This is a genomic window from Pedobacter sp. Hv1 (assembly GCF_001412215.1).
In the GTDB taxonomy this organism is placed as follows: Bacteria; Bacteroidota; Bacteroidia; order Sphingobacteriales; family Sphingobacteriaceae; genus Pedobacter.
The window spans coordinates 430,000-452,159 of sequence record NZ_LLWP01000002.1 but is presented as its reverse complement, the minus strand read 5'-3'; the positions used below and the strand labels follow the sequence as shown (position 1 = coordinate 452,159).

The 22,160-nt window shown below is 36.6% G+C and carries 24 protein-coding genes; 10 read left to right on the top strand and 14 right to left on the bottom strand.

The window, feature by feature from the left end; genetic code table 11:
• Positions 1–28: 28 nt before the first annotated feature.
• The gene (fmt, locus tag AQF98_RS06250) at positions 29–937 is read right to left on the bottom strand and encodes a methionyl-tRNA formyltransferase (protein WP_055131058.1); all 909 of its coding nucleotides are present in this window, start codon (positions 935–937) and stop codon (positions 29–31) included.
• Between the two features lie 62 nt (positions 938–999).
• Here fmt and AQF98_RS06245 point away from each other — a divergent pair, with 62 nt between their 5' ends.
• Positions 1,000–2,046 carry a DNA topoisomerase IB gene (locus AQF98_RS06245; protein WP_055131057.1) on the top strand — a complete coding sequence of 349 codons (1,047 nt, stop codon included), beginning with the start codon at positions 1,000–1,002 and terminating at the stop codon, positions 2,044–2,046.
• 1 nt (position 2,047) lies between these two features.
• Here AQF98_RS06245 and AQF98_RS06240 read toward each other — a convergent pair whose 3' ends face one another.
• The 3 genes from AQF98_RS06240 to AQF98_RS06230 are packed head-to-tail and all read right to left on the bottom strand — an operon-like array spanning position 2,048 to position 4,466.
• Complete coding sequence (locus AQF98_RS06240; protein WP_161805851.1) at positions 2,048–2,974, bottom strand: ketopantoate reductase family protein; 927 nt, start codon at positions 2,972–2,974, stop codon at positions 2,048–2,050.
• A gap of 26 nt (positions 2,975–3,000) precedes the next feature.
• The gene (locus AQF98_RS06235) at positions 3,001–3,219 is read right to left on the bottom strand and encodes a hypothetical protein (RefSeq protein WP_055131055.1); all 219 of its coding nucleotides are present in this window, start codon (positions 3,217–3,219) and stop codon (positions 3,001–3,003) included.
• 11 nt (positions 3,220–3,230) lie between these two features.
• Positions 3,231–4,466 (bottom strand): exo-beta-N-acetylmuramidase NamZ domain-containing protein, encoded by a 1,236-nt coding sequence (locus AQF98_RS06230; RefSeq protein ID WP_055131054.1) that lies wholly within the window; start codon positions 4,464–4,466, stop codon positions 3,231–3,233.
• A 70-nt stretch (positions 4,467–4,536) separates the two neighbouring features.
• Between AQF98_RS06230 and AQF98_RS06225 the strand changes: the two genes are divergently transcribed.
• Positions 4,537–5,766, top strand: a complete 1,230-nt coding sequence (locus AQF98_RS06225; protein ID WP_369816914.1) for an ABC transporter permease — start codon at positions 4,537–4,539, stop codon at positions 5,764–5,766.
• A gap of 363 nt (positions 5,767–6,129) precedes the next feature.
• Here AQF98_RS06225 and truA read toward each other — a convergent pair whose 3' ends face one another.
• From truA to AQF98_RS06190, 7 genes are all read right to left on the bottom strand, one after another.
• A complete protein-coding gene (gene truA / locus AQF98_RS06220) occupies positions 6,130–6,927 on the bottom strand; it encodes a tRNA pseudouridine(38-40) synthase TruA (RefSeq protein WP_055131053.1) in 798 nt (265 codons plus the stop codon).
• Positions 6,928–6,972: 45 nt separating this feature from the next.
• Positions 6,973–7,446, bottom strand: a complete 474-nt coding sequence (locus AQF98_RS06215; protein ID WP_055131052.1) for a DinB family protein — start codon at positions 7,444–7,446, stop codon at positions 6,973–6,975.
• Between the two features lie 8 nt (positions 7,447–7,454).
• A complete protein-coding gene (locus AQF98_RS06210) occupies positions 7,455–7,949 on the bottom strand; it encodes an SRPBCC domain-containing protein (protein WP_055131051.1) in 495 nt (164 codons plus the stop codon).
• Positions 7,950–7,955: 6 nt separating this feature from the next.
• Entirely contained in the window at positions 7,956–8,807 is an 852-nt protein-coding gene (locus AQF98_RS06205) for a ThuA domain-containing protein (protein ID WP_082434923.1), read from the bottom strand.
• Positions 8,808–8,882: 75 nt separating this feature from the next.
• Positions 8,883–11,306, bottom strand: coding sequence for a prolyl oligopeptidase family serine peptidase (locus tag AQF98_RS06200; protein WP_055131050.1), 2,424 nt, complete (start codon positions 11,304–11,306; stop codon positions 8,883–8,885).
• Positions 11,307–11,390: 84 nt separating this feature from the next.
• Positions 11,391–11,846: a hypothetical protein gene (locus AQF98_RS06195; RefSeq protein WP_055131049.1), complete on the bottom strand. Its 456-nt coding sequence runs from the start codon at positions 11,844–11,846 to the stop codon at positions 11,391–11,393.
• Between the two features lie 6 nt (positions 11,847–11,852).
• On the bottom strand, positions 11,853–12,257 hold the full coding sequence (locus AQF98_RS06190; RefSeq protein WP_055131048.1) for a hypothetical protein: 405 nt from the start codon (positions 12,255–12,257) through the stop codon (positions 11,853–11,855).
• Positions 12,258–12,407: 150 nt separating this feature from the next.
• Here AQF98_RS06190 and AQF98_RS06185 point away from each other — a divergent pair, with 150 nt between their 5' ends.
• Together AQF98_RS06185 and AQF98_RS06180 are read left to right on the top strand one after the other, a co-directional pair.
• On the top strand, positions 12,408–13,706 hold the full coding sequence (locus AQF98_RS06185; RefSeq protein ID WP_055131047.1) for a DEAD/DEAH box helicase: 1,299 nt from the start codon (positions 12,408–12,410) through the stop codon (positions 13,704–13,706).
• Positions 13,707–13,751: 45 nt separating this feature from the next.
• Entirely contained in the window at positions 13,752–14,219 is a 468-nt protein-coding gene (locus AQF98_RS06180) for a hypothetical protein (protein WP_055131046.1), read from the top strand.
• 5 nt (positions 14,220–14,224) lie between these two features.
• Here AQF98_RS06180 and AQF98_RS06175 read toward each other — a convergent pair whose 3' ends face one another.
• From AQF98_RS06175 to AQF98_RS06165, 3 genes are all read right to left on the bottom strand, one after another.
• Complete coding sequence (locus tag AQF98_RS06175; RefSeq protein WP_055131045.1) at positions 14,225–15,139, bottom strand: serine hydrolase; 915 nt, start codon at positions 15,137–15,139, stop codon at positions 14,225–14,227.
• A 113-nt stretch (positions 15,140–15,252) separates the two neighbouring features.
• The gene (locus AQF98_RS06170; RefSeq protein WP_055131044.1) at positions 15,253–15,585 is read right to left on the bottom strand and encodes a DUF3276 family protein; all 333 of its coding nucleotides are present in this window, start codon (positions 15,583–15,585) and stop codon (positions 15,253–15,255) included.
• 144 nt (positions 15,586–15,729) lie between these two features.
• Positions 15,730–17,514, bottom strand: coding sequence for an ABC transporter ATP-binding protein (locus AQF98_RS06165; protein WP_055131043.1), 1,785 nt, complete (start codon positions 17,512–17,514; stop codon positions 15,730–15,732).
• 100 nt (positions 17,515–17,614) lie between these two features.
• Here AQF98_RS06165 and AQF98_RS06160 point away from each other — a divergent pair, with 100 nt between their 5' ends.
• The 6 genes from AQF98_RS06160 to coaE all read left to right on the top strand — a co-directional run bounded on the left by AQF98_RS06160 (position 17,615) and on the right by coaE (position 22,154).
• Positions 17,615–18,703 carry a Glu/Leu/Phe/Val dehydrogenase gene (locus AQF98_RS06160; RefSeq protein WP_055131042.1) on the top strand — a complete coding sequence of 363 codons (1,089 nt, stop codon included), beginning with the start codon at positions 17,615–17,617 and terminating at the stop codon, positions 18,701–18,703.
• 98 nt (positions 18,704–18,801) lie between these two features.
• Positions 18,802–19,695: a transcription antitermination factor NusB gene (gene nusB / locus AQF98_RS06155; protein WP_235524179.1), complete on the top strand. Its 894-nt coding sequence runs from the start codon at positions 18,802–18,804 to the stop codon at positions 19,693–19,695.
• A 15-nt stretch (positions 19,696–19,710) separates the two neighbouring features.
• Positions 19,711–20,169 (top strand): DUF1573 domain-containing protein, encoded by a 459-nt coding sequence (locus AQF98_RS06150; protein WP_235524178.1) that lies wholly within the window; start codon positions 19,711–19,713, stop codon positions 20,167–20,169.
• Positions 20,170–20,219: 50 nt separating this feature from the next.
• The gene (gene yajC, locus AQF98_RS06145; RefSeq protein WP_055131039.1) at positions 20,220–20,546 is read left to right on the top strand and encodes a preprotein translocase subunit YajC; all 327 of its coding nucleotides are present in this window, start codon (positions 20,220–20,222) and stop codon (positions 20,544–20,546) included.
• A gap of 70 nt (positions 20,547–20,616) precedes the next feature.
• A complete protein-coding gene (locus tag AQF98_RS06140) occupies positions 20,617–21,564 on the top strand; it encodes a hypothetical protein (protein WP_055131038.1) in 948 nt (315 codons plus the stop codon).
• On the top strand, positions 21,564–22,154 hold the full coding sequence (coaE, locus tag AQF98_RS06135; RefSeq protein ID WP_055131037.1) for a dephospho-CoA kinase: 591 nt from the start codon (positions 21,564–21,566) through the stop codon (positions 22,152–22,154). Before AQF98_RS06140 ends, coaE begins: the two co-directional genes overlap by 1 nt.
• Positions 22,155–22,160: the final 6 nt, after the last annotated feature.

The following is a 22,160-nucleotide window of genomic DNA, read 5'->3' as shown; positions in this document are numbered from 1 at the left end:
CTGTAATGGCCTGCCTGTTTGTAGTAACTTATAAACGCATTCCTCTCAGAAATTCATCAATCAACATTCTTTTCTTCCCTTCAAATTGTACATCTATCAGCTTGATGAAACCATCTTTCGCGGCAAATTTTAAATAAGTTTTACCATCGGTTAAAAAAGCACCTGTAGAAATTCCAGGTTCTCTATCTTCAAGCTCTGCTTTGAATATTTTTAAACTTTTATCATTTAAAGTGCAAAATGCAGTAGGGTATGGGCTTAAACCACGAATAAGGTTGTAGATCACTTGGCTAGGTTGGTTCCAATCAACTTTGCAGAAATCCTTAAATATTTTCGGTGCAGTTTTTAATTCATCGCTCTGGGGCTGTGGTACTTCATTATAGTCATCGGCTTCAATGGCCTTCACTGTTTTTACCAGTAGATTTGCACCAACAACCATTAATTTGTCGTGTAGGGTACCAGCAGTTTCATCATCGGTAATTTCTATGGCATCAGAAAAGATGATGTCGCCAGTATCAATTTCCTGTTTTAAGAAAAATGTAGTTACGCCACTTTCTTTTTCTCCGTTGATAATGACATGATTGATGGGAGCAGCACCACGGTATTGGGGCAATAAAGAACCATGAAGATTAATGGTACCTTTTGGTGGCATGTTCCATACTATTTCTGGCAACATTCTAAAAGCAACTACAACAAAAAGATCAGCTTTTAACGATCTCAGTTCGTCAATAAATGCAGTATCTTTTAATTTAAGGGGTTGTAAAACCTTTATACCCTGCTCAACAGCATATTTTTTTACGGCGCTTTCGTTCAGTTTCTGACCACGTCCGGCAGGCTTATCTGCGGCAGTTACTACGCCAACAATATCTAAACCTGCTTGTTTTAAGGCGCTTAAAGAAGCTACAGCAAAATCGGGCGTACCCATAAAAACTATTTTCATGTGATGTTGTTTTAAAGAACAAAATAACTAAAAATTTCACTGATATTTTTCCTTAAATAGAGATGGTTCCAGTTGCAGAAGTGATCAATTCGAGTAGTTTAGTATATGTTCATCCGGCTATGCCAGGAATTTATAGAAAAGGAAAGCCAGGCAATTTCTATTATGTGGATAGCAAAAGCGAGCGAATAAAAAGCAATACAGATTTAGAGCGGATCAAGAAGTTGGTATTGCCGCCAGTATGGCAAGATGTTTGGATTTCGCCTAAGAAAAATGGTTACCTGCAGGCCATAGGTATTGATGCGGCAGGTAGAAAGCAATACCGTTACCACGAAGAGTGGACTGCAAGAAGAGCTGACCATAAATATTTTAGGTTGTTAGAATTTGGAAAAGCATTGCCAGCTGCCAGAAAACAGATTGCAAAAGATTTAAAAAGGAAAGCACTCGACGAAAGAAAGGTATTGGCCATTTGTATGCAGGTAATGCAACAAACGTTAATCAGAATTGGCAATGAAACTTACAAAACAACTTATGGCAGCTATGGCTTAAGTACATTAAAAGATCAACATTTTAAACAATTGGAAGGCCAATCTATTTTAAGTTTTGTAGGTAAAAAAGGTGTAAAACAAGAGGTTAAATTGAATGATAGAAATTTAACCAGATTGGTTAAAAAATGTAAAGATATTCCTGGTCAAGAACTGTTTCAATTTTATACCAAGGGCAGGGAGCATAAAGCGGTTGACTCTGGTATGATTAACAACTACATTAGAGAAATAACAGCTTGCGATTTTACAGCAAAGGATTTTAGGACATGGGGCGGTACTTTAGAAGCACTGAGGCAGTTGGCCTATTGTGCCCACCAAAATCTTGATGAACCTAAAAAAAAGGTTATTGTAAAAGTTTTAGACTGTGTAGCCAATAAATTGGGCAATACCAGGGCAGTTTGTAAAAGTGCTTATGTGTTTCCGGCACTATTAGAAAGTTACGAAAATGATGAATTGCACAATTATTTAAAGAAAGTAGCTACGGCAAATGTAAATAGTTTTACCGCTTTGCAAAATGACGAAAAGGTTTTACTGTCTTTTTTAAAACGAATGAAGTCGAAAAAGTAACTTACTTTTTGAGTAGCTGTTGATAGGCTTGCCTAAATAATGGAATAGCTAAACCTAATGCATCAGACTCTTTTACCACATAACCTGTTAATGAACTAAGTTCTGTTTTGGACTTTTGGTGACTGAAATCGCGATGCATGGAAGATGTAGCATCGTAGGGTAAGGTTTCATAATGTGCCATGGCTTTGGCCTTGATTTCAGGATCGACTTTAATTTCTTTCTTTAAGGCCAATGCAGTAACCTCATCAAGTAAAGTTGTTAAGGTATTGCGATCTTCTGCTAGCAATTGCCCAACACTTTTATCGAAGTAAGAAGTTGCTGTGGCAATACAAGAAAGAAAGATGAATTTTTCCCACACCACTGGTAAAATATTTTGAGCGTAGGTAGCTTGTATGTTCGCCGCTGTTAATAGTTTTTCAAGTTGTACCAAACGTTCATCATCGGCATGATCTAATCCGAAATGGATTTCTTGCCGATTACCCATATTGGCAATTATACCAGGTTCTTGCAAAACAGAAACGATGTAGGCACAACCATAAGCAACTAAATTATTGGGCAGGTGAGTTTTGATCTTTTCAACGGCTTCTACACCGTTTAATAAAGGGATGATTACTGTTTGCCGATCAATGCAGGGTTTCAATTGATCTAGAATTTCTTCTAGGTCATAGTTTTTGGTACAAACAATAATGTAATTGGCTATGCCAACTTCATTTGGATCATTGGTAGCGAGATGTGGTTTTGCAATAAAGAAATCTTCGCCCTTAATAACTTTTAGGCCATGCTCTTGGATGTGCTTTAAATGTGCACCTCTGGCAATGAAGTGAATGGCTACTTCCTTGCTATTTTGGTATGTCTTTGCTAACAATCCGCCGAAATAGCCTCCAACACCACCAATTCCGGCAATAACGATTTTTGTTTGATCAGCCATTAAATTTTTGATATGTGCATCATTCATTAATCAGTAGGCTCCTTTTTTATCGGATGAACAGGTTGCTCACTTTCTTCCCTGCGCTTTGCAGGGTTTGGGTCTTTGATAATAGCAGGATCTTTTTTATAGCGTTTATCTTCAGCTTTTTTAACAGCTTTATCTCCTTTGTCAACTTTCCCTTTTGGCTGAGGTTCTAAATAATTACTGGCGGGTTTTTCGCTTTTTTTATTTTCTTCCTTGTTCATACGTATCCATATTATGGATAGAGCAAATACTTTTTACGCATTTGTTTGTACTGGCTCAATCCTGGTTCCCAGCTGGCACGAATCTCTTTTTCAGATTTTCCGTCAATTACCTGCTGTCTAAATGTATCTACGCCGACTAACTTTTCAATGCTACCCATTTCTTTGCTCAACTTAGAGTTAAAGAAATCTTCTTTTTTAGGAGAAGCTTTGTACAATTCGAGTAACCAGCTTAAGTTTAACGTTTTTGTCTTCCTAAAGTTTGAAGTATCGTAATTTCTTAAGTCTAAACCATAACAAACTTGGTCTTGGAACAAAGGTGTTTCAGACATGCCCTTAATGCTTTTGGGTACGTAAGAGAAATCAAATTTGCCTTTTAAATACGGGGCACCCACTAAGGTAAATGCAAATTGAGTACCACGACCGTGATTTAAATAAGTGCCTTCAAACAGACAGGTAGTTGGATACAATAGAATTGATTGTGCCGTATTTAGGTTTGGCGATGGCTTTACCGGTAAAACGTAAGGCATGTCATGCGTATAGTTGGCATTTTTGATCACAGTGATCTTACACTTTAACTTATCTTTTAACCAGCCCTGTCCATTTAACATTTGGGCATACTCGCCAACCGTTAAACCATGTACAATTGGAATAGGTTGTACACCAATACCTGATTTAAATCGAGGGTCTAAAATTGGTCCATCTATATAAAAACCATTCGGATTTGGTCTATCCAAGATCATTACTTCTTTGTTGTTTTCTGCACAAGCTTCCATTACACGTTGCAAAGTGTTGATATAAGTATAAAAACGAACACCAACATCCTGGATATCAAATATCATAATATCAACATCGGCTAGGTCTTCTTTGGTTGGTGTACTGTGCTTACCATATAAAGAAATAGCCTTGATGCCTGTTTTAGCATCTACCGCATCATCTACATGTACACCAGCACTTGCATCGCCTCTAAAACCATGCTCTGGTCCAAAAATCTTAACAATGTTTACCCCTCGTTTTAACAAACTATCTACAACAGTTTGGTTACCAATAATTGAAGTTGGATTAACCACCATGCCAATTCTTTTTCCTTTCAATAAAGGCAGGTACTTTTCTGTTTGCTCGGCACCAGTCATCAATTTGGCTACGCGGGCATTAATTTTGGCTTTAGCTTTGGTCTTAGTTCCTTGCCCACAAGCATTCAGGGCAAAAAAAATAAGTAAGGTCTTAATCACAACTAGGGATTTGTTCATGGTTAGGTTTTTTAAAAGTATTATGTGTTAAATCGAAATCGAATTAGCATTTTTGCTAAGTTACAATTTATTGCAAAATTTGAATATAGAATATTTCATAGCGGGGCGGATAGCCATCAAATCTGAGCGAACATTTTCTAAGCTCATTGTGCGGATTGCCATTGCGGGTGTAATGTTGAGCCTAGCTGTGATGATCCTTTCTATAGCCATCATTAAAGGTTTCAAAACAGAAATACAAGATAAGGTTCGAGGCTTTATTGGCGATGTACAAGTGTATCGGTATGATTTGAATGGATCTTTTGAAAAAGCACCATTTGTACCTAACGATACCACCATTAACGGTTTTAAGAGTAACCCCAATATCAAGTCTTACTATCCATTTGCCTCCATACCAGCCATTATTTCTGCAAATAACGAAGTAGAAGGCATCAATTTTAAAGGGATAGACAAAACCTACGATTGGGATTTCATTAAAAAACATTTGCTTGCTGGGCGAATTATCAATTTTGCAGATAGCACCAAAGCAGCTCAAGAGATCTTAATATCTGATTTTACGGCTAAACGTTTACAACTTAAGGTTGGAGATAGTTTTTTAATGCATTTTATCAAAAACCCACCAAAGCGAAGAAAGCTGCATATTGTTGGTATTTATAGTGTAGGTATAGAAAACATAGATAAAAGTTTTGTGCTGGGAAGTATTGACCTGATTAGAAGTTTAAACAATTGGCAGCCCAATCAGGTTGGAGGGATAGAAATTAGAATCAATGATTTTCCGAATCTTAAGCCAATTGCAGATCATATTTATGCCAATTTAGAACTCAAATTGCGCTCTAGGTCTGTAATGGAAAGCACCCCTGAAATTTTTACTTGGCTTTCTTTATTAGATGTAAATACAAGGGTATTGTTAGTTTTAATGATGATAGTTGGGGTAATTAATATGATTACAGCCCTAATGATTATGATATTGGAACGGACCACCATGATTGGCATGTTAAAGGCACTAGGCATATCGAACCTGAGTGTAATGAAAATTTTCCTTTATAACGCCATTTATTTGGTAGGTATTGGTTTGGTTTTAGGAAACATACTTGGCCTAGGTTTAGGCTATCTACAACAATATACGCAGGTTTTTAAATTAGATCAGACCAATTATTACCTGTCATACGTACCTATAGAAATCCATTTCTTTGATGTGCTGTTGTTAAATATTGCCACCATTGTGGTCTGCTTTGTGGTACTCATTATTCCCTCTATGTTGGTGAGTAGGATTAGCCCGTTAAAAGCGATTAGGTTTAAGTAGCCTGAAAGTTCAAAGTTAAAGGTTAAAGGTTGAAAGTGTGGAATATCTAAAGTTTGAAGTAAAAAATTGAAAGTGTGGAACGCAGAAACTTTGCAATTATCAGCTCAGCTTTTTAACTGATATGATTAAAGTTTAAAAGATACTCGACACTCTGATGAGCAATTAACCAGTTAAACAATTCATCAATTAACCTATTCCCTATACTAAGTCACTAGCTATTCATCAATTAACCAGTTAAACAATTGAACGATTAACCTATTTTCTATTTCCTATTCTCCATTTCCTAATAATAGACCAACAGTTAACCAGTTAAACAATTGAACAATTAACCTATTCTCTATTTCCTATTAACTATTCACCTAATTAGATCTCTATCCAATCTTTTTGTTGAAGGCCAGAAAACTCCGTTCTCAAAGGTAAATTTAAATAAGGGTAGGTTACCTTAGAAAGGTACAGGCCAGTAGGGTGGGCAATTTCTAACATGCCGGGGGTGGCTTTGGTAATGAGCAGATTTTCAAATTCATCAACGCTCATGTTGCCAGTTCCAATTTTTAAAAGATTTCCGGTAATGATCCTAATCATCTTCCCTAAAAAACGGTTAGATACAATATGGAAACGGTAATGATCGCCATTGGCAGAGGTATACAAACGAGCATCCATTACATTGCAAATGGTGTGTTCATTTTTATCTGGCGAGGTACAAAAAGCACGGTAATCTTTATATTTTGGCAATAAGGCAACGGCTTTTTTCATTTCTCCCAAATTCAATTCGCCGAGTGCATAATAAGAGCTCAATTGGTTTAGAAAAGGATTTTTGTAAGTATGCAGGTAATAATCGTATTTCCGCTGTACCGCATCAAAGCGGGCATGCTGTTTTCCATCCATAGGGATGATGTCAAAAACAGCAATGTTATGTGGCAATACTTTATTGAGCCTAAACAAAAGATCAAAATCCCATGGCTGTTCAATATCAACATGAAAGAAGAACTGGCTAGCATGTACGCCAGAGTCAGTCCTTCCACAGCCGTTAATGGCAATGGGGGTTTTAAAAATCTGACTGAGCTTTACTTCGATTACTTCTTGCACACTGTTTACCTTGGGCTGTCGCTGCCAGCCACTGTAGGTATGTCCGTTGTAACCAATATGAAAGAAATATCTCAAAAGAATGGGTTTTAGCCCGCAAAGGTAATCGTTTCTAGCCTTCTTTTAAGCATTCAGTTTCACCAGTTTCTTTAAACCTAAACTACAGCCATAATGTAAACCATCATGCGATACGATAAAGGTAATGGCATCTTGTACGTTTTCTAATTTTAAACCGGGGTAAGTAGAGATGGTATAGGGTGTGTAATTGTCGAATATACCTTTGCTCAAATCAATTTCCAGTTGATCTATGGTACTTAATAGATAACCTTTCATTTGATCTATCTCTGCCTCTGTAAAAGCCCTTTCAGGTTTAGAACCATTTTTGTACAAGTCAATCAACCCTTCTTCTATGATAAATGGATTGCCCGATAAGCGGTAGCATAAAATTTGTTGGCTAACTACCAAATGCCCAATTTGCCAGGCTAGGTTATTACTAAAGCCAGTTGGGATATAGTTTAATTCTTCTGTTGTAAGTTCTGCTACTAAACTGAGTAATTTGTTTCTAGAGGCTTTGATTACCTCGATGATTTTTTTCATGAGTTATATTAGTTATTAAGCATGGGTTTAAAACGGTTATCTTTATTTCTGAGGTCTAAGCCACCTTCGTATACTGATTTAAGATTGATCAAATAAAATGACCAACCATTGTGGCAACCTAAACGGATATTTCTTTTGCTATCATCGTCTGTAGGGATGTTACTTTGGGTCAGTGTAACCACAGTATGTTCATGTTCTTCGCTGAGCTTAACAGTTACCACGCAATTGCCTGCAAAGGTAAAAGCAAAAGTGTTTTTGCCATTGGCTTCGGTTATTTTGCCAGATTCTGTTTCAGCATATAAAAACCAACGCCAGAAATAGGTGTCGTTTAACGAAGCTAATTGGTTGTTGTCAATCTTATTTCCAGTGGTATCCTGGTAATCAGCTTCGCTCAAAAACCATTTTTCTATAGCGCCCGTGGTGGCCCAAGCTTGATATAAATCTTCAATATTGGCTTTTACCGCAATCTTAATCGTAAAAGAAGTCCAATCAAAATTTTCCATTCTAAGTTATTTTTTAATGTTCTTTTTATTGTTTCCCAACCATAACAGCCCATCGATAATCATTTTATTCTGTTGCTCATTCTCAAAAGTCTGAGACAGAGAGGTAGTTGTCTTTCCATATTTATGCTCATAGTCCATATCGTTATGGCCCATATTTACATAAATCATTTTGTATTTTTTATTGCTCCAAACCACAGGATAATAGCCACTGTGCCAAATCTCGTGAGCCTTTGGTCCAGTACCCAGCGGGAAACTGGTAGAATCTATGGACAATAAAATATCAATATCTGGATTTTTTCTGAGATCTTTTTCCCATCTATACCATTCGTTTGGTTGTGATTTAAAAGTGCCAGGCAAGTTTTTTGTAGCAGGATGCTTTTGATTGACTCTTAAAATGGCAGAAGTAGGTCGCCAAGTATTGCTGCCATATTGCCCAGCGCCTAAAAACTGATGATGGTACCAATCCCAATTTTGTGGATAAGCAGAATTTTCCAAAGCAAAAGCTACAAAATGGAAACCCATCCAAGCCCCACCATTTTTCATATAAGTTTCAAAGGCAACCCTTTGCTCGGGCTGTTCTGGTCTGGTATCTAAAAACAGTACCACTTGATATTTTGCTAAATATGCAGCATTTAGATTGCTCCAATTGGAAGTAGAATCGTAACTAAAGCCATGCTGTTTGGCCATTTTAGGAAACCATTGATTGGCTTCGTGTACATAACTTACATGGGCCTGATCGTTCTTACCCGTATAAAAAGCAATTACCTTAAACTTTGGTGTTTTTTGAGCATAGCTGATGTGAGCCATAGCAATCATCACCATTAAGATTAGAGCCAGCTTTTTATTGAAATGGAACATTAGTTTGAATAGGGTTTAAACAAAGATAGCAGTTCAAGTGCTGAACTGCTATCAATTTATAAGCTAAATATTTTTTTATTTTGCTACTGTTGGTTTAGCATTTTTTACATAAGTATTTAACCAAGTATTCATTTCCCAAAGCATGTGCAAAATGTTTTCTTTTGCTCTGTAACCATGGGCCTCGTAAGGAAGGAAAACAAAACGACTAGTACCACCGTTACCTTTTATCGCATTGAACAAACGCTCGCTATTGATAGGGAAAGTACCTTGGTTATCATCCATTTCTCCGTGGATCAATAAAATTGGGGTTTTAATTTTATCTGCATAGCTAAATGGACTCATCTCGTAATACAATTGAGGTGCTTGCCAATAAGTACGGTCTTCGTTCTGGAAACCAAAAGGAGTAAGGGTTCTGTTGTAAGCACCACTACGAGCAATACCAGCTTTGAACAAGTTGGTGTGCGCCAATAAGTTTGCGGTCATAAAAGCACCATAGCTATGGCCACCAACTGCCATACGGTTTCTATCGCCCACACCCATATCACTTAATTTGTTGATTGCGGCTTCTGCGTTTAATTTCAATTGTTCAACAAAAGTGTCGTTTGGTTTTTTACCTTCTTTAGCAACGATAGGCATTTCAGCATTATCTAAAACAGCATAACCTTGCGTTACAAAAAATAATGGACCACCAGAACTAATGGTTGTAAATTTATCTTGAGAGCCTCTAATCTGAGCCGCATCGGCAGCAGAGTTAAACTCACGTGGATAAGCCCAGATCAATACAGGTAATGGACCGTCTTTTTCTTTGTTGTAACCTTTTGGTAAATATAAATCGCCAGTTAAATCAATTCCATCAGCACGTTTGTAAGAGATTTTTTCTTTTTTAACGCCTTCTAATTGTGTAAATGGATTGGTAAAGTTGGTAATCTGTACATCAGCTACACGCAATACCAAGTTCTTGATAAAGTAGTTTGGTACATCTTTTTGGCTTTCTTTACGGGTTAAAAGCACTAATTTTTGTGGGTCTAAAACATCAGTTACCATTTCGAATGAACCTTCTTTACTGCGCCATAAAATCTCAGATTTTTTGGTATTCAGGTCAAACTTAGCCAAGAAAGGCAAATCGCCTTTGGCAGAAGCTCCAGTAGTGTTGTTCAGTAATAATTTGGTGCCATTGTCTGTAGTTAAGATCACCTCTCTGCCAAACTTGTTTTTTTCTGTTAACGGATTTCCCGGATTGTTGTAAGCATCTGTTGTATTCAACTCGTATAAGGTTTCCAATGAACCAGATGTAGGGTTGTAACGGCTCAATTTAGAAGTTTGGTTAATTCTTGAGTTTTCTCTTACCAAAGCCAATGTAGCATTACCCCAACTTGTGCCACCGTAACGCATTTTGGTTTTGAAAAGTTCTTTTGGCTGTCCACTAAAAGGAGCAGCTAATTCTAAAACTTCATCATGAAACTCAACATTCTTTTTGATCAATCCACTATCTAATGGTTTTGCCCAAACTACAGTAGCAGGCATATCATCACGCCAGTCGAAACCTCTAGGTACATTTTGTACGTTATCATAACCAGAAGGTCTAACCTCTGTTGAAGGTAGGTCTGCCAACATTTTTACTACTTTACCTGCTCTATCTGTAATGTTTAAAACCGAAGGGAAACCACCTGCAGATACTAGATAAGAAAATGGTTTTTTAATGGTACGAACCATCATGTAGTTTTTATCTGGAGATAAAGCTACACTACTATAAATAGCTGGTTTACCAATTGGTGTTTCTACACCACCTTTATTTTGTACCAATTGAGAAGTTGCAAAAAACTCGAATAATTGCTCATCATATGGCGATTTGATCAAATCCTGTAAAGTTGCACTTGGTGCAGTTTTACCTAAACTTTGCTGAATAGTTGGTCCTTTTGGTGCCAATGGGCGAGGAGGGGCTGCACTAGCTGGTTTGGTAGCTACACGGTACAATAGGGTATTGTCGTCTACCCAAGTTGCGCCACCACCCATAATTGCATTGAGAGGTTGTTTATTAATTTTGGTTGCCTTACCTGTAGCAATATCAATTACATAAAGGTCAACTCTGTTTTGTGTAGTTTGGGTAAAAGCAATTTTGGTTTCGCTAGGGCTGCGGCTTACACTACCTGCATATAAAGGACTTGGCAAACCAGTTACCGGTAACACCTTGCCCGTTTTAATATTCTTTAAGCTAAAGTTATTGATAAAAGTTTGGCGACTTGGCGAATAGTTGTTAGGATTGATACGCATACCAGCAATACGGTATTCTGGCATTGCCAACTCTTCTACCGAAGGGTAAGAATTTCTTTCGCTAAATAACATCCATTCTGCTTTGCTATCTATACTTACACCCGGTGTAGGTTTGGCTAACAAAAGATCTGCAATTGCCTTTGGAGGCATTTGGTAATTTACTGCATCTTGAGCGAAAACACTGCCGCTAAGCGCAATTAAAAAGAGGTTTAAGACGATTTTTTTCATTTGATTAGGTTATAAATTTTCCCGTAGGGATAAACTTACACATACTTTAAATGAATTTTTCGTTTGTATCAAAAATTTGATAGACTAAGGGCCAACTCTAGTTACTGTGATCTGTAGTTTTGGAGATCCTGTTGCTTTTTCTGCGCTGATCACATCCGTTAGTTTTATATTATACCTAACGTCATTTATGGTAATGATGTCTTGTGGAGGTATTGAAGAAATGGTACAGGCACCTATACAAAGTTGTAGCTCCTGCTCTTTGGTTGCATCTTTAAATTTGATTTTCACTTTTGAGTAACCTCCAGATATACAATTTACATTTGGAGGGCATGTTACAATTTCGAAGTTTGTAGCAGTCAGCTCTACCTGTTTGTTATATGCTGTCACCTTTTTAACCAGGTCTTTTTTCAATAAATGGGTGCCAATCAGATCTAAATTTTCATTGTCACGCTCATTTTTTTTGCAAGCCTGAATAAACAATAAGATCGTTAAAAGTACAATTAAACCTAAGAGTAAGCTTTTAGTAGTTTTGATGGCCATGATATTTTAGTTAATTCTTTTCAAGCGATATTGGTAATAATTATATTCGGGTAAGGCTAAAGGACCGCTAGGGGGGTATTTGGTTAAGATCAAACTATCTCCCTTAACTTCAGTTGTATAGGTTCCGTTTAAAAGTACATTCCAATTAAAATCTGCCGTCCACATATTTTGGTCTGTAAAAGATAATTCACTTGTTTTGCTTCTTTGATAGGACCCGCTCCCTTTTTTATCGCCTTTGGTTACCTTAAACTGTTTAGATTGTAAGGAAACATCAAAATCGCTCATTACTAATTTTCCATTAACAAGGGTTCTAAAAGAGCCACTGTAATTGCCAATTAAGTCTTTGGTGTCGTCTTTTTTGCAGGCAAAAAATAGGCTGGCCAATAAAGAGAGGTAAATCAGGTTTTTCATGCAACTTGGTTTATACTAATACGTAAGCAAGGCCTCAAACGTTACAACTACCATTAAAAAATAATATTTAAGCCACTATTAGTGATGGATTTACCCTAGTCCCTTATATTTTCCGTAAATTTGCAACATTATCCATTAAGAAAGAGAAAAGTGTCTTTAGAACAATTAAAATTAAGCAAACCTTTGGTGTCTGCCATGACAGCGGCGGGTTACCTCAGTCCGAAAGAAATTCAAGCTAGAACAATGTCACGCATTTTAGGCGGACAAGATATTATTGCAGTAGGCCCAGAAGGAAGTGGAAAAACTACAACATATGTTTTAGGAGTTTTGATGCGCTTAAAATATGGTTTTGAAGAAGCACCGAGAGCACTTATTCTTGTGCCTACCAAAGAACGCGTTTTAGAGGTAATAGAACAGTTTAACTTGCTCAATAGAAACAATACCATTCGTATTGTTGGCATACATGCCGACGGAGGAATGGAAGCTCAGATTAATGAGCTGACCGATGGTGTTGATATTGTTGTAGCTGTACCAGCAAGGGCAAGAGCTGTTTATTTGAAACTGGGTTTAAACACCAATAAAATTCAAATGTTTATTGTTGATGATGCCGCCGAAATGGTGAAATTGGGTATGCAATTGCCAATTAACGAACTGGCAAACAGTATCCAGAAATGCCAGCACCTCATTTTTACAGATGTGCTGCACGATCGATTGTCGTTAATGATCGAACCTTTTATGAAATTACCTACGCTAATAGAAGTAGAAGATTTGGGCGAAGGACAGACCGAAACGTACACGCAGCTTTTGTACCATGTACCCAATTTTAGAACTAAGCTTAACCTGCTCAACCTGTTGTTAAAAGATGCAGAAGTTTTTGATAAGGTGGTTGTTTTTGTAAATACCAGATTAACGGCACAAACTTTATCTAAAGATCTGTTTGATGGAAAGGCAGATGATATTTTTGTATTTAAACCTTTGTTTTTTGATGAGGCAGGATTTGATGATATTGAAGATTTTAAAGCGGTAGACGAGGCAAGGGTTTTAATTGTTGCCAACGAAGGTTTAACCAATATGAACCTTGAGGGTATTCCATTTATTTTCCACTTTGAGCTGCCTGTACAAAAAGAAACGTATTTAAATCGTGTCATTAAACAAGGTGATGAAGATGTAGTAGCCATTACATTTACTACCGACTTAGAATTGCCACAAGTACGCAAGATTGAACAAGCTATTGGTCAAAAAATAGAAATGGCAGAGCTACCTGAAGATTTATTGGTAGAGCAAGTAACCAAAGCTGCATTGCAAAAAAGTAAACTGGCAAAAGAGCAGGCAGAAGAAGAAGCCTATCAAGATGCAGCCTTTCATAAACGAAAAGAAAGTAATGCCAAAACAACCAATTATGGCATTGGTCAGAAGGCAATTATGAACAAGAAGAAAAAACATGGCTAACCTGTAATTTATGCCAATCAGTAACTGATATAATTAATTTGTCTAATGGAAAATATAGAAGAACCAATTCAAGAAGATCAACAACCTACACTTGTGGTTACCGAAGCCATGAGAAGTTATTTTTATGATATGGCTAAATGGGCTAATTTTTTGGCTATTGTAGGTTTTGTATTTACAGTGTTTATGATTATCGGAGCCTTTACAGTTGGCTCAGCTATCGGTACAAATCCAGAAATGGCTAAGCTGGCAGGTTCGTTAGGTACATTAGGTAGTTTTGGTTTTACAGCCATTTGCCTAGTTTATGCCTTTGCCATATTCTATCCTAGTATATTGTTGTTCAAATATTCTACCAGGGCTAAAATTGGTATTTTGTATGGTGAACAAGCCAGTTTGGATGAAGCCCTTAGCAAACTTAGGTCTCTTTTTAAGTACTGGGGGGTAATTGTCATTATTTTCATCAGCTTGTATGTGTTTGCGCTCTTATCCACGGTGATGATACCAGTGAAAAACTAAACTCATTAATTGTATTTTTCCATCCCAGCTGCCGGTTGCCAATTAGATCGGGGCTCAAAATATTGCCATAACATTTTACTGAGTTTACGAATCAAGACATAACCTTCGTTATTGCTTTGCCATGAAGTATCTTTTTGGTTATTGGTGGCAATGCAGAATACATAATCACCATGTGGTGCATTCACCAGAACAACTTCGGACCTAGCTGCATTTACAGCACCAGATTTTGAGGCTGCCTGTATATAGGGTGGGATTTGGGAAAGGGCTTCGTGGTCAAAATAGATCCTAATCAGGTTACGGTAAATGCGTTCTGAAGCCGCGGGGTTGATCATTTTTCCATCACGGATTAAAGTAAGCAGTGTGGCCATTTCTCGTGGAGTAGTTTGCCCCCAGCCATATTGTTTCTGGTTGGCTTGTCTGCCCGGCGTTCGCGAATTTACACGGGTATATTTTAATCCATTTTGTTCCATCAATTCGTTAATGGCAGTTCCGGTACCCGCTAAACTCTGGCTCCATAAACTAGCGGTATTGTCGCTGGTAGTAATCATGAGCATTAAAACTTTACTGAGCCAGATTTTCTCTCCACTTTTAAAAGAACCTAAAATATCTTCACCTGCATATAACAAGCTATCCTTATAGGTAAGTTGGGCATGGTAATCCAGTTCGCCCTTCTCAATTTTATTAAAAATACCACAAGTAATGGGCACTTTAACCATGCTGGCCGTAGGAAAAATACTATCAGCGTTGAGACTTGCCACTTTACCAGTTTTTAACGATTTTACATAAATACCTACATCTCCATTAAACCCTTTGGTTAACTCAGTAAGCATTTTAGTAAGTTTAATATCTACTTTTTCTTCTTGTGCAAATAGATGTGCACTTATGGTGATCAGTAATAAAATTAAACGAAATGTTTTCATGGTTAAGGTATTAAGGTTAACTAAGATATCAAAAGGGAAGTAGGTTTTTTAAAAATAGGGCATAAAAAAAAGTCCCCTAAGTGGCTCAGGGGACTTGGTATGCTGTCAATTCTTTAGAAAGAAAAATCGTCGCTATCAGCTTTAGGGCTATGATTGTATTCTGCATTTTCAGAATACTCGTAACGTTTTTCTACTACTTCTTGATGAGATTTAATGTATTCTACAGTTTCAGTTAAGCCTTCTGTAAATTTCTCAAAATCTTCTTTGTATAAAAAGATTTTATGTTTTACAAATACACCATCTTCTAATCTTTTTTTACTTTCCGTTAGGGTAAGGTAGTAATCGCCTGAACGTGTTGCTTTTACATCAAAAAAATAAGTACGCTTACCAGCCCTTACTTTTTTAGAAAAAACCTCTTCTCTCTCTTTGTTGTCAAAATCTCCCATTGTTGTGTGTAGTATTAGTTTAAGGTTGGGGTAAATATAAAGCAATAATTATTAAAGTTCAAAATAGAAAATACGAACATTTTCCATTCAATTAAAATGTATTCGTATATTTTGGGTTAAAATGATGGATTAAGGTAGGCTTAATTATCTGTTTTCTTCTTCTAGTAATTGGTTGTCGTACATTTCTGCATAAGCACCGCCATTATTTAACAATTCTTGATGGGTGCCTTGCTCAATCACTTTGCCATCATCTAAAACAATAATTTTATCTGCGTTTTTGATGGTAGAAATGCGGTGTGCAATCAGAATGCTGGTTTTGCCATTCATAATCTCGCCCAAATTGCCCAATATCTCTTCCTCCGTTTTGGTGTCGACAGCAGAGAGGCAATCATCAAATATTAAAATCTTTGGTTCTTTAATTAGGGCTCTCGCAATAGAAACACGTTGTTTTTGTCCACCAGAAAGCGTAATGCCACGTTCGCCCAACATTGTTTCAAACTTGAGGTCAAAATCTATAATGTTGTGATAAACTGCGGCATTTTTGGCAGCTTTTTCAACCTGACCGGGTTGAACTTCACTTAAACCAAAGGCAATGTTGTTCTTAATCGTATCAGAAAAAAGGAAAACCTCTTGTGGTACAAATCCAATCTGATTTCTATAATTGTTAAGGTTTAGGTTTCTGAGTTCTTTGCCATCAATTTCAATCTGCCCCTTATCTGCATCGTACATGCGCATAATGAGATTGGCCAAGGTAGATTTACCAGAGCCAGTGCGCCCTATAATGGCCAAAAACTGTCCTCTTTCAATTTCAAAGCTCACGTCTTTTAAGGCAGCTATTCCAGTATCTGGATAAGTAAAACTTACATTTTTAAAGCTAATCTTTCCATCTAGAACAGGTTCTTCGGTATTTGTAGATTTGATATCTGGTTGCAACTGTAAAAATTCGTTGATCCTTTTTTGCGAGGCTGCGGCTCTTTGAATCAATGTAGTTACCCAACCCAACATGGTAACAGGAAAGGTCAATTGGTTAACATAAACAATAAATTCGGCAATGTTACCAGGGGTAATGGCACCCTCCATTACCTGTTTACCACCAATGTAAACCGTTAATATGGTGCTTAAACCCACCAAAAGCAACATAGAAGGGTAAAACAGGGCTTGAACCTTAACCAAACCCATCGCATTGTTTTTATAAGCAATACTTTCTTCGGCAAAAACACCTTGGGTCTGTTTTTCTCTTACATAAGATTTGATAACCCTAATGCCAGAAAATCGCTCTTGCACAAAACTCGATAACCTTGATAATTGCTCCTGAATTTTTTCGCTTTTTTGATTGATGATGGTATTTACGTAATAGATGGTAACGACCAATATCGGCAAAGGCAATAAACAATAAATGGCTAACGTGGCATTAACCGAAAACATAAAATAAATGATCAATAAGAATAAAATAGCCGTATTAATGGTGTACATAATGGCGGGACCAACATACATCCTTACCCTATTTACGTCTTCGGTAGCGCGATTCATTAAATCTCCCGTATTGTTTCGGCGGTAAAAACCTAAGCTTAATCTCTGGTAGTGGGCATAGATTTCATTTTTCATATCGTACTCAATATGCCTCGACATGAGAATAATCGTTTGTCGCATAAAGAATAAAAACAAACCCCTAAGTAGGTACAGTACAAGAATCAATGCGCCAAAAAAGAAGAGGCTGTAACTGAAAATATCGTAGATCACCTGTTGACGATCAAAACCATTAAAGAGCTGGTAGATTAAGATGTTTTCGGTAATTAGATTAAAGGCATGGCCAACAACTTGAGCGGGTACCACACCAAAAATATTGGAAATAATTACGAAAATAATCCCTGGAATAATCCACCATTTATATTTATAAAAGTATTTGTTTAAAAATAGGAGGTGCTTCATCTTTGGTAAAGTTAGCCAAAAGAGTTTCTTTTTTAATAAAAACAAAGTAAAATAATGGTTTTTTTATCTTAATTTTGCAGTATTATTTCAACAAATTTATATGTCTGGTAATAGTTCTCTCGTCACTTCTGTTTTAGATCAATTAAGTGCATCAGGCCATAAAAAAGTGGTTTTTTGCAACGACCCCGATACTGGATTAAAAGCAATCATCGCCATTCATGATACCACATTAGGGCCTGCTTTAGGTGGAACTCGCATGTGGAACTACAATTCTGAAGCCGAAGCTTTGGAAGATGTGTTGCGTTTATCTAAAGGTATGACCTATAAATCGGCCATTACTGGGTTGAATTTAGGGGGAGGAAAAGCGGTAATTATTGGTGATTCTAGAAAAATGAAAACTGAAGCACTAATGCGCAGTTATGGTCGTTTTATCAAGAACCTGAATGGAGAGTTTATTACAGCCGAAGATATGGGCACAACCACCAGAGACATGGAGTTTATCCGTATGGAAACACAACATGTAACAGGTGTTCCTGAGTCTTTGGGTGGTGCAGGTAATCCGGCTCCATATACAGCTAAAGGTGTGTTTTTAGGTATTAAAGCTTGTGTTAAAGAAGTTTTTGGTACGGATATGTTAGCCGGAAAGTCTGTAGTGGTACAAGGCATTGGAAATGTTGGAGAGCATTTGGTTGAATTGTTGAGACATGAAAATGTAGAGGTTTACATTAGCGATATTAACCAAGACCGTTTGCAAGAAGTGGCACGCAAATACAAGGCAAAACCAATTGATGCAGATAAAATATTTACGATTGGTGCAGATATTTATGCCCCTTGTGCTTTAGGTGCAACCGTAAATGATAAAACAATTAAAAACATGAAATTCTCTATCATTGCTGGTTCTGCTAATAACCAGCTGGCAGATGAGGAAATTCATGGACAATTGTTGTTAGACAAAGGAATTTTATATGCGCCAGATTATTTAATCAATGCTGGTGGTTTAATTAATTGCTACTCTGAATTAACTGGTTTTGGTAAAAAAAGAACCATGCAGCTAACAGAGCATATCTACGATGCCACACGTGAAGTAATCAAATTATCTAAAACAGAAAAAATACCAACCAATATGGCTGCTGCCCGTATTGCAGAAAAAAGAATAAGCGATATCAAGAAAATAAAATCATCATATTAAATCATTTATAAACGGTATAATTACCAATCGTTCTTACATTCATGTTAAATAGAAGGCACCTAAGAATCAAAGCTTTGCAAAATATTTTTGCTTGGCACATGACAGAAAAAAAAGATACAGTAAGCAGTCAAAAAACTTTGATGCAAAGTATTGACAATGTTTACGAAATGTATATCCGCATGCTTGCCTTATTGGTAGATGTAACTGAATATACCGCAAACGACGCCATAGAAAGAGCAAATAAATACTTGCCAACAGCTGAGGATTTAAGCCCAAATCAAAAATTATTGCACAATAAATTTGCCGAAGTTTTAAAGCAAAATCCAGAATATAGTGCTGCAGTAAACAAATACCAGGTTAACTGGCATTCAGATCCAGAATTGGTAAAGTCGATTTTTATCAAACTAAAGGATACTAAGGAATATGCCACTTATTTAGCTGAAGAAGAAGAAACCTTAGAAAGTTCTAAAGAGATCATCAAATTCATTTTCCGTAAAATCTTACTTAAAAACTTGAACATCATTCAGGCATTTGAAGATCGGTTTATCAATTGGCCAGTAGATAGAGAAGTAATGCAAGGGATGATTGCCAAAACATTGAAAAATTTCACTTCAGAAGATCCTTTCAAAAACAAGCTAACACCAATTAGTGCTGATTGGGTAGAAGACAGCAAATTTGTGAAAGATTTGTTCGTTTATACTTTAAAAAACGATGATGCTTATCAAGAACTGATTGCTGAACGTACCAAGAACTGGGAGTCGGAAAGGATTGCCTTAATGGATACTATTTTGATGAAGATGGCCATTTGCGAGTTGATGAATTTTCCTTCAATTCCGGTTAAAGTAACCATCAACGAATACTTAGAGCTATCAAAAGATTACAGTACGCCTAAAAGTAATTCGTTTATAAACGGTATCTTAGATAAGATTTTAAGTGATCTTAAAAGAACAAATAGTATTAAAAAGATAGGCAGAGGCCTTATTGAGGATTAAAAAGATAAAAACAACATGATGAAGAGATTATTAGTAATTACGTTAGCTGTAATAGGGCTTTCAGCTTGTAACCGAAATGCATCTGATAAAGTAGAAGATAAAACACAGGTAGTAGGTGGAACTGAAACAAAAGCGCCTGCAGTTTTGGCTGAAGATGCACCGAAATTTGAATTTGATAAAGAAATCTATGATTTCAAAGTAATTGACGAAGGTGAAAAAGTACAGACGAGTTTTAAATTCAAAAATGTTGGTAAAACACCATTAATTATTACTGATGCAACAGCCACTTGTGGTTGTACCATACCAGAATATCCAAAAACACCAATTAAACCTGGAGATGAGGGTGTAATTACAGTAATCTTTGATAGCCATGGTAAAATGGGCTTGCAAGATAAAGCGGTTACCATTACCTCTAACGCCAATCCAGAATCGCCAAAACTACACTTAGTTGGCGAAGTAAAAGCTAAAAAATAATTTAGCCTAACCTAAAAGAATCATCAAATCATCAAATAAAATAAAACATAATGACATCAACAGTATTATTACAAGCAGCAGCAGGAAGTAGTTTATACAGTACAATTATACCTATGGTATTAATTATGATTGTTTTCTATTTCTTTATGATCAGACCACAAGTTAAAAAGGCAAAAGACCATAAAAAATTAGTAGAAGATCTTAAAATTGGAGATAAAATTGTAACTACTGCCGGCATACATGGTAAAATTGTAGGTGCTAACGATACCACATTTTTAATAGAAGTTGAAGGTGGAACAAAAATCCGTTTCGATAAATCTTCTATCTCTTTAGATGCAACTAAAGCAGCTACTGCAGCAGCAACACCTAAAGCATAAGTTTTTTAAAAGAATAATAGCCGTTCTTTCGTGATTTCGAGAGAGCGGCTTTTTTTTGTAATTTTACAATATGCCCTTCATTAAATTAACCAAGGTAGAACGTAAACGTTTTCTAGTGCTGATTACTTGTTTGGTAGGAGCTATAGCTGCCTGGTTGTTTTTGGCATTGAACAACAAGTATATTTATACTGCCAAAACTGAGTTGATCTACAAAGATGAACCACAAAAGAAAGCTTTTAAGCCCTTACAGCCAGATATTGTAGACCTACAGGTAGAAGGCACTGGCTGGCAATTGCTTTTTTCGCGGTTGCGTATCAAACCGCAATCCATTACAGTAAGCCTACAAAAATTAAACAACCGCAGTTTCATTTTATTTTCAGAGCAACTCTTTCAAATCAATAAACAGTTAGAAACATCGCAAAAAGTAATTTCTGTTAAACCAGATACCTTATATTTCGATTTTTCGAAAAGAACCAATAAGCGGGTGCGCATTAAGTTAATCCCAGACATAAGTTTTGTAAAACAATATGGCATCTCCAATCAGATCCAGTTAACGCCAGCTTATGTAAATATCTCTGGGCCGCAAGAAGAATTGGCCAAAATTGATGTGTGGTATACCGATACCTTAAAATTAACCGATCTTCAAAAACCAACCCATGCTCGTGTTGCCATTAGGCAGAATAGCTCCAATAACATTAGTATTTATCCAAGTAGTGTAGGGGTAAAAATTCCTGTTGATGAGTTTACAGAAAAAACGGTTGAAGTACCCTTGAAGATTATCAATAACACAGATTTTTACGATGTGAAGCTCTATCCTAAAAAGGTAGCCGTTACTTTTTTGGTGGCATTGTCAAGCTACCAAGAGATAGATGAAGATTTTATTGAGGCTGCCGTGGATATGAATGAATGGAAAAAATTAGGACATCATAAGTTTACAGTTAAAATTACTCGTTTTCCTGATTATTGTAAGCTGTTGAATGTAAGTCCCAATAAAATCAATTTTATTATAGAGAAATAATGTTAAAGATCGGTATAACAGGAGGCATAGGAAGTGGAAAAACTACAGTTTGTAAGGTTTTTGAAATACTGGGGATCCCTGTTTTTTATGCTGATACCGTAGCTAAAGAATTAATGGTAAGTGATCCGATACTGATCGCTGGTGTTAAATCTGCCTTTGGTACTGTAAGTTATACAGAAAGTGGAAAACTCAACAATCAGCATATTGCAAGTATTGTATTTAACAACCAAATAGAACTCGAAAAGTTAAATGCACTTGTTCATCCTGCTGTATTTAGGGCTTTTGATAGCTGGGTAAGTACTATCCCCAAAAAAGTACCTTATACCTTGAAAGAAGCTGCACTCTTATTTGAAAGTGGTTCGTACCAAATGTGCGATTATACGATTTTAGTTACTGCTCCAGTAGCTTTAAAAATAGCCCGTGTAATGGAACGCGACCAAGTGAGTGAGGCACAAGTTATGGCAAGGATGGATAAACAGTTTACAGATGAACAAAAGGCTAAAATGGCCGATTATTTTGTGCAGAATACAAATGATACTTCAGTGATCCTGCAAGTTTTAGAATTACACCAGCAGTTTTTAAGTCTATAACTGCTC

Bases quoted from the DNA above. Each gene is read 5' to 3' on its own strand.
- AQF98_RS06170 (WP_055131044.1), bottom strand. From the start codon at position 15,585: ATGGGAGATTTTGACAACAAAGAGAGAGAAGAGGTTTTTTCTAAAAAA.
- AQF98_RS06205 (WP_082434923.1), bottom strand. From the start codon at position 8,807: ATGTTCCATTTCAATAAAAAGCTGGCTCTAATCTTAATGGTGATGATT.
- AQF98_RS06140 (WP_055131038.1), top strand. From the start codon at position 20,617: ATGCCCTTCATTAAATTAACCAAGGTAGAACGTAAACGTTTTCTAGTG.
- AQF98_RS06230 (WP_055131054.1), bottom strand. From the start codon at position 4,466: ATGAACAAATCCCTAGTTGTGATTAAGACCTTACTTATTTTTTTTGCC.
- AQF98_RS06195 (WP_055131049.1), bottom strand. From the start codon at position 11,846: ATGGCCATCAAAACTACTAAAAGCTTACTCTTAGGTTTAATTGTACTT.
- AQF98_RS06235 (WP_055131055.1), bottom strand. From the start codon at position 3,219: ATGAACAAGGAAGAAAATAAAAAAAGCGAAAAACCCGCCAGTAATTAT.
- yajC (WP_055131039.1), top strand. From the start codon at position 20,220: ATGACATCAACAGTATTATTACAAGCAGCAGCAGGAAGTAGTTTATAC.
- AQF98_RS06150 (WP_235524178.1), top strand. From the start codon at position 19,711: ATGATGAAGAGATTATTAGTAATTACGTTAGCTGTAATAGGGCTTTCA.
- AQF98_RS06160 (WP_055131042.1), top strand. From the start codon at position 17,615: ATGTCTGGTAATAGTTCTCTCGTCACTTCTGTTTTAGATCAATTAAGT.
- fmt (WP_055131058.1), bottom strand. From the start codon at position 937: ATGAAAATAGTTTTTATGGGTACGCCCGATTTTGCTGTAGCTTCTTTA.
- nusB (WP_235524179.1), top strand. From the start codon at position 18,802: ATGACAGAAAAAAAAGATACAGTAAGCAGTCAAAAAACTTTGATGCAA.
- coaE (WP_055131037.1), top strand. From the start codon at position 21,564: ATGTTAAAGATCGGTATAACAGGAGGCATAGGAAGTGGAAAAACTACA.
- AQF98_RS06165 (WP_055131043.1), bottom strand. From the start codon at position 17,514: ATGAAGCACCTCCTATTTTTAAACAAATACTTTTATAAATATAAATGG.
- AQF98_RS06200 (WP_055131050.1), bottom strand. From the start codon at position 11,306: ATGAAAAAAATCGTCTTAAACCTCTTTTTAATTGCGCTTAGCGGCAGT.
- AQF98_RS06215 (WP_055131052.1), bottom strand. From the start codon at position 7,446: ATGAAAAAAATCATCGAGGTAATCAAAGCCTCTAGAAACAAATTACTC.
- AQF98_RS06240 (WP_161805851.1), bottom strand. From the start codon at position 2,974: ATGGCTGATCAAACAAAAATCGTTATTGCCGGAATTGGTGGTGTTGGA.
- AQF98_RS06210 (WP_055131051.1), bottom strand. From the start codon at position 7,949: ATGGAAAATTTTGATTGGACTTCTTTTACGATTAAGATTGCGGTAAAA.
- AQF98_RS06180 (WP_055131046.1), top strand. From the start codon at position 13,752: ATGGAAAATATAGAAGAACCAATTCAAGAAGATCAACAACCTACACTT.
- AQF98_RS06175 (WP_055131045.1), bottom strand. From the start codon at position 15,139: ATGAAAACATTTCGTTTAATTTTATTACTGATCACCATAAGTGCACAT.
- AQF98_RS06245 (WP_055131057.1), top strand. From the start codon at position 1,000: ATGGTTCCAGTTGCAGAAGTGATCAATTCGAGTAGTTTAGTATATGTT.
- AQF98_RS06190 (WP_055131048.1), bottom strand. From the start codon at position 12,257: ATGAAAAACCTGATTTACCTCTCTTTATTGGCCAGCCTATTTTTTGCC.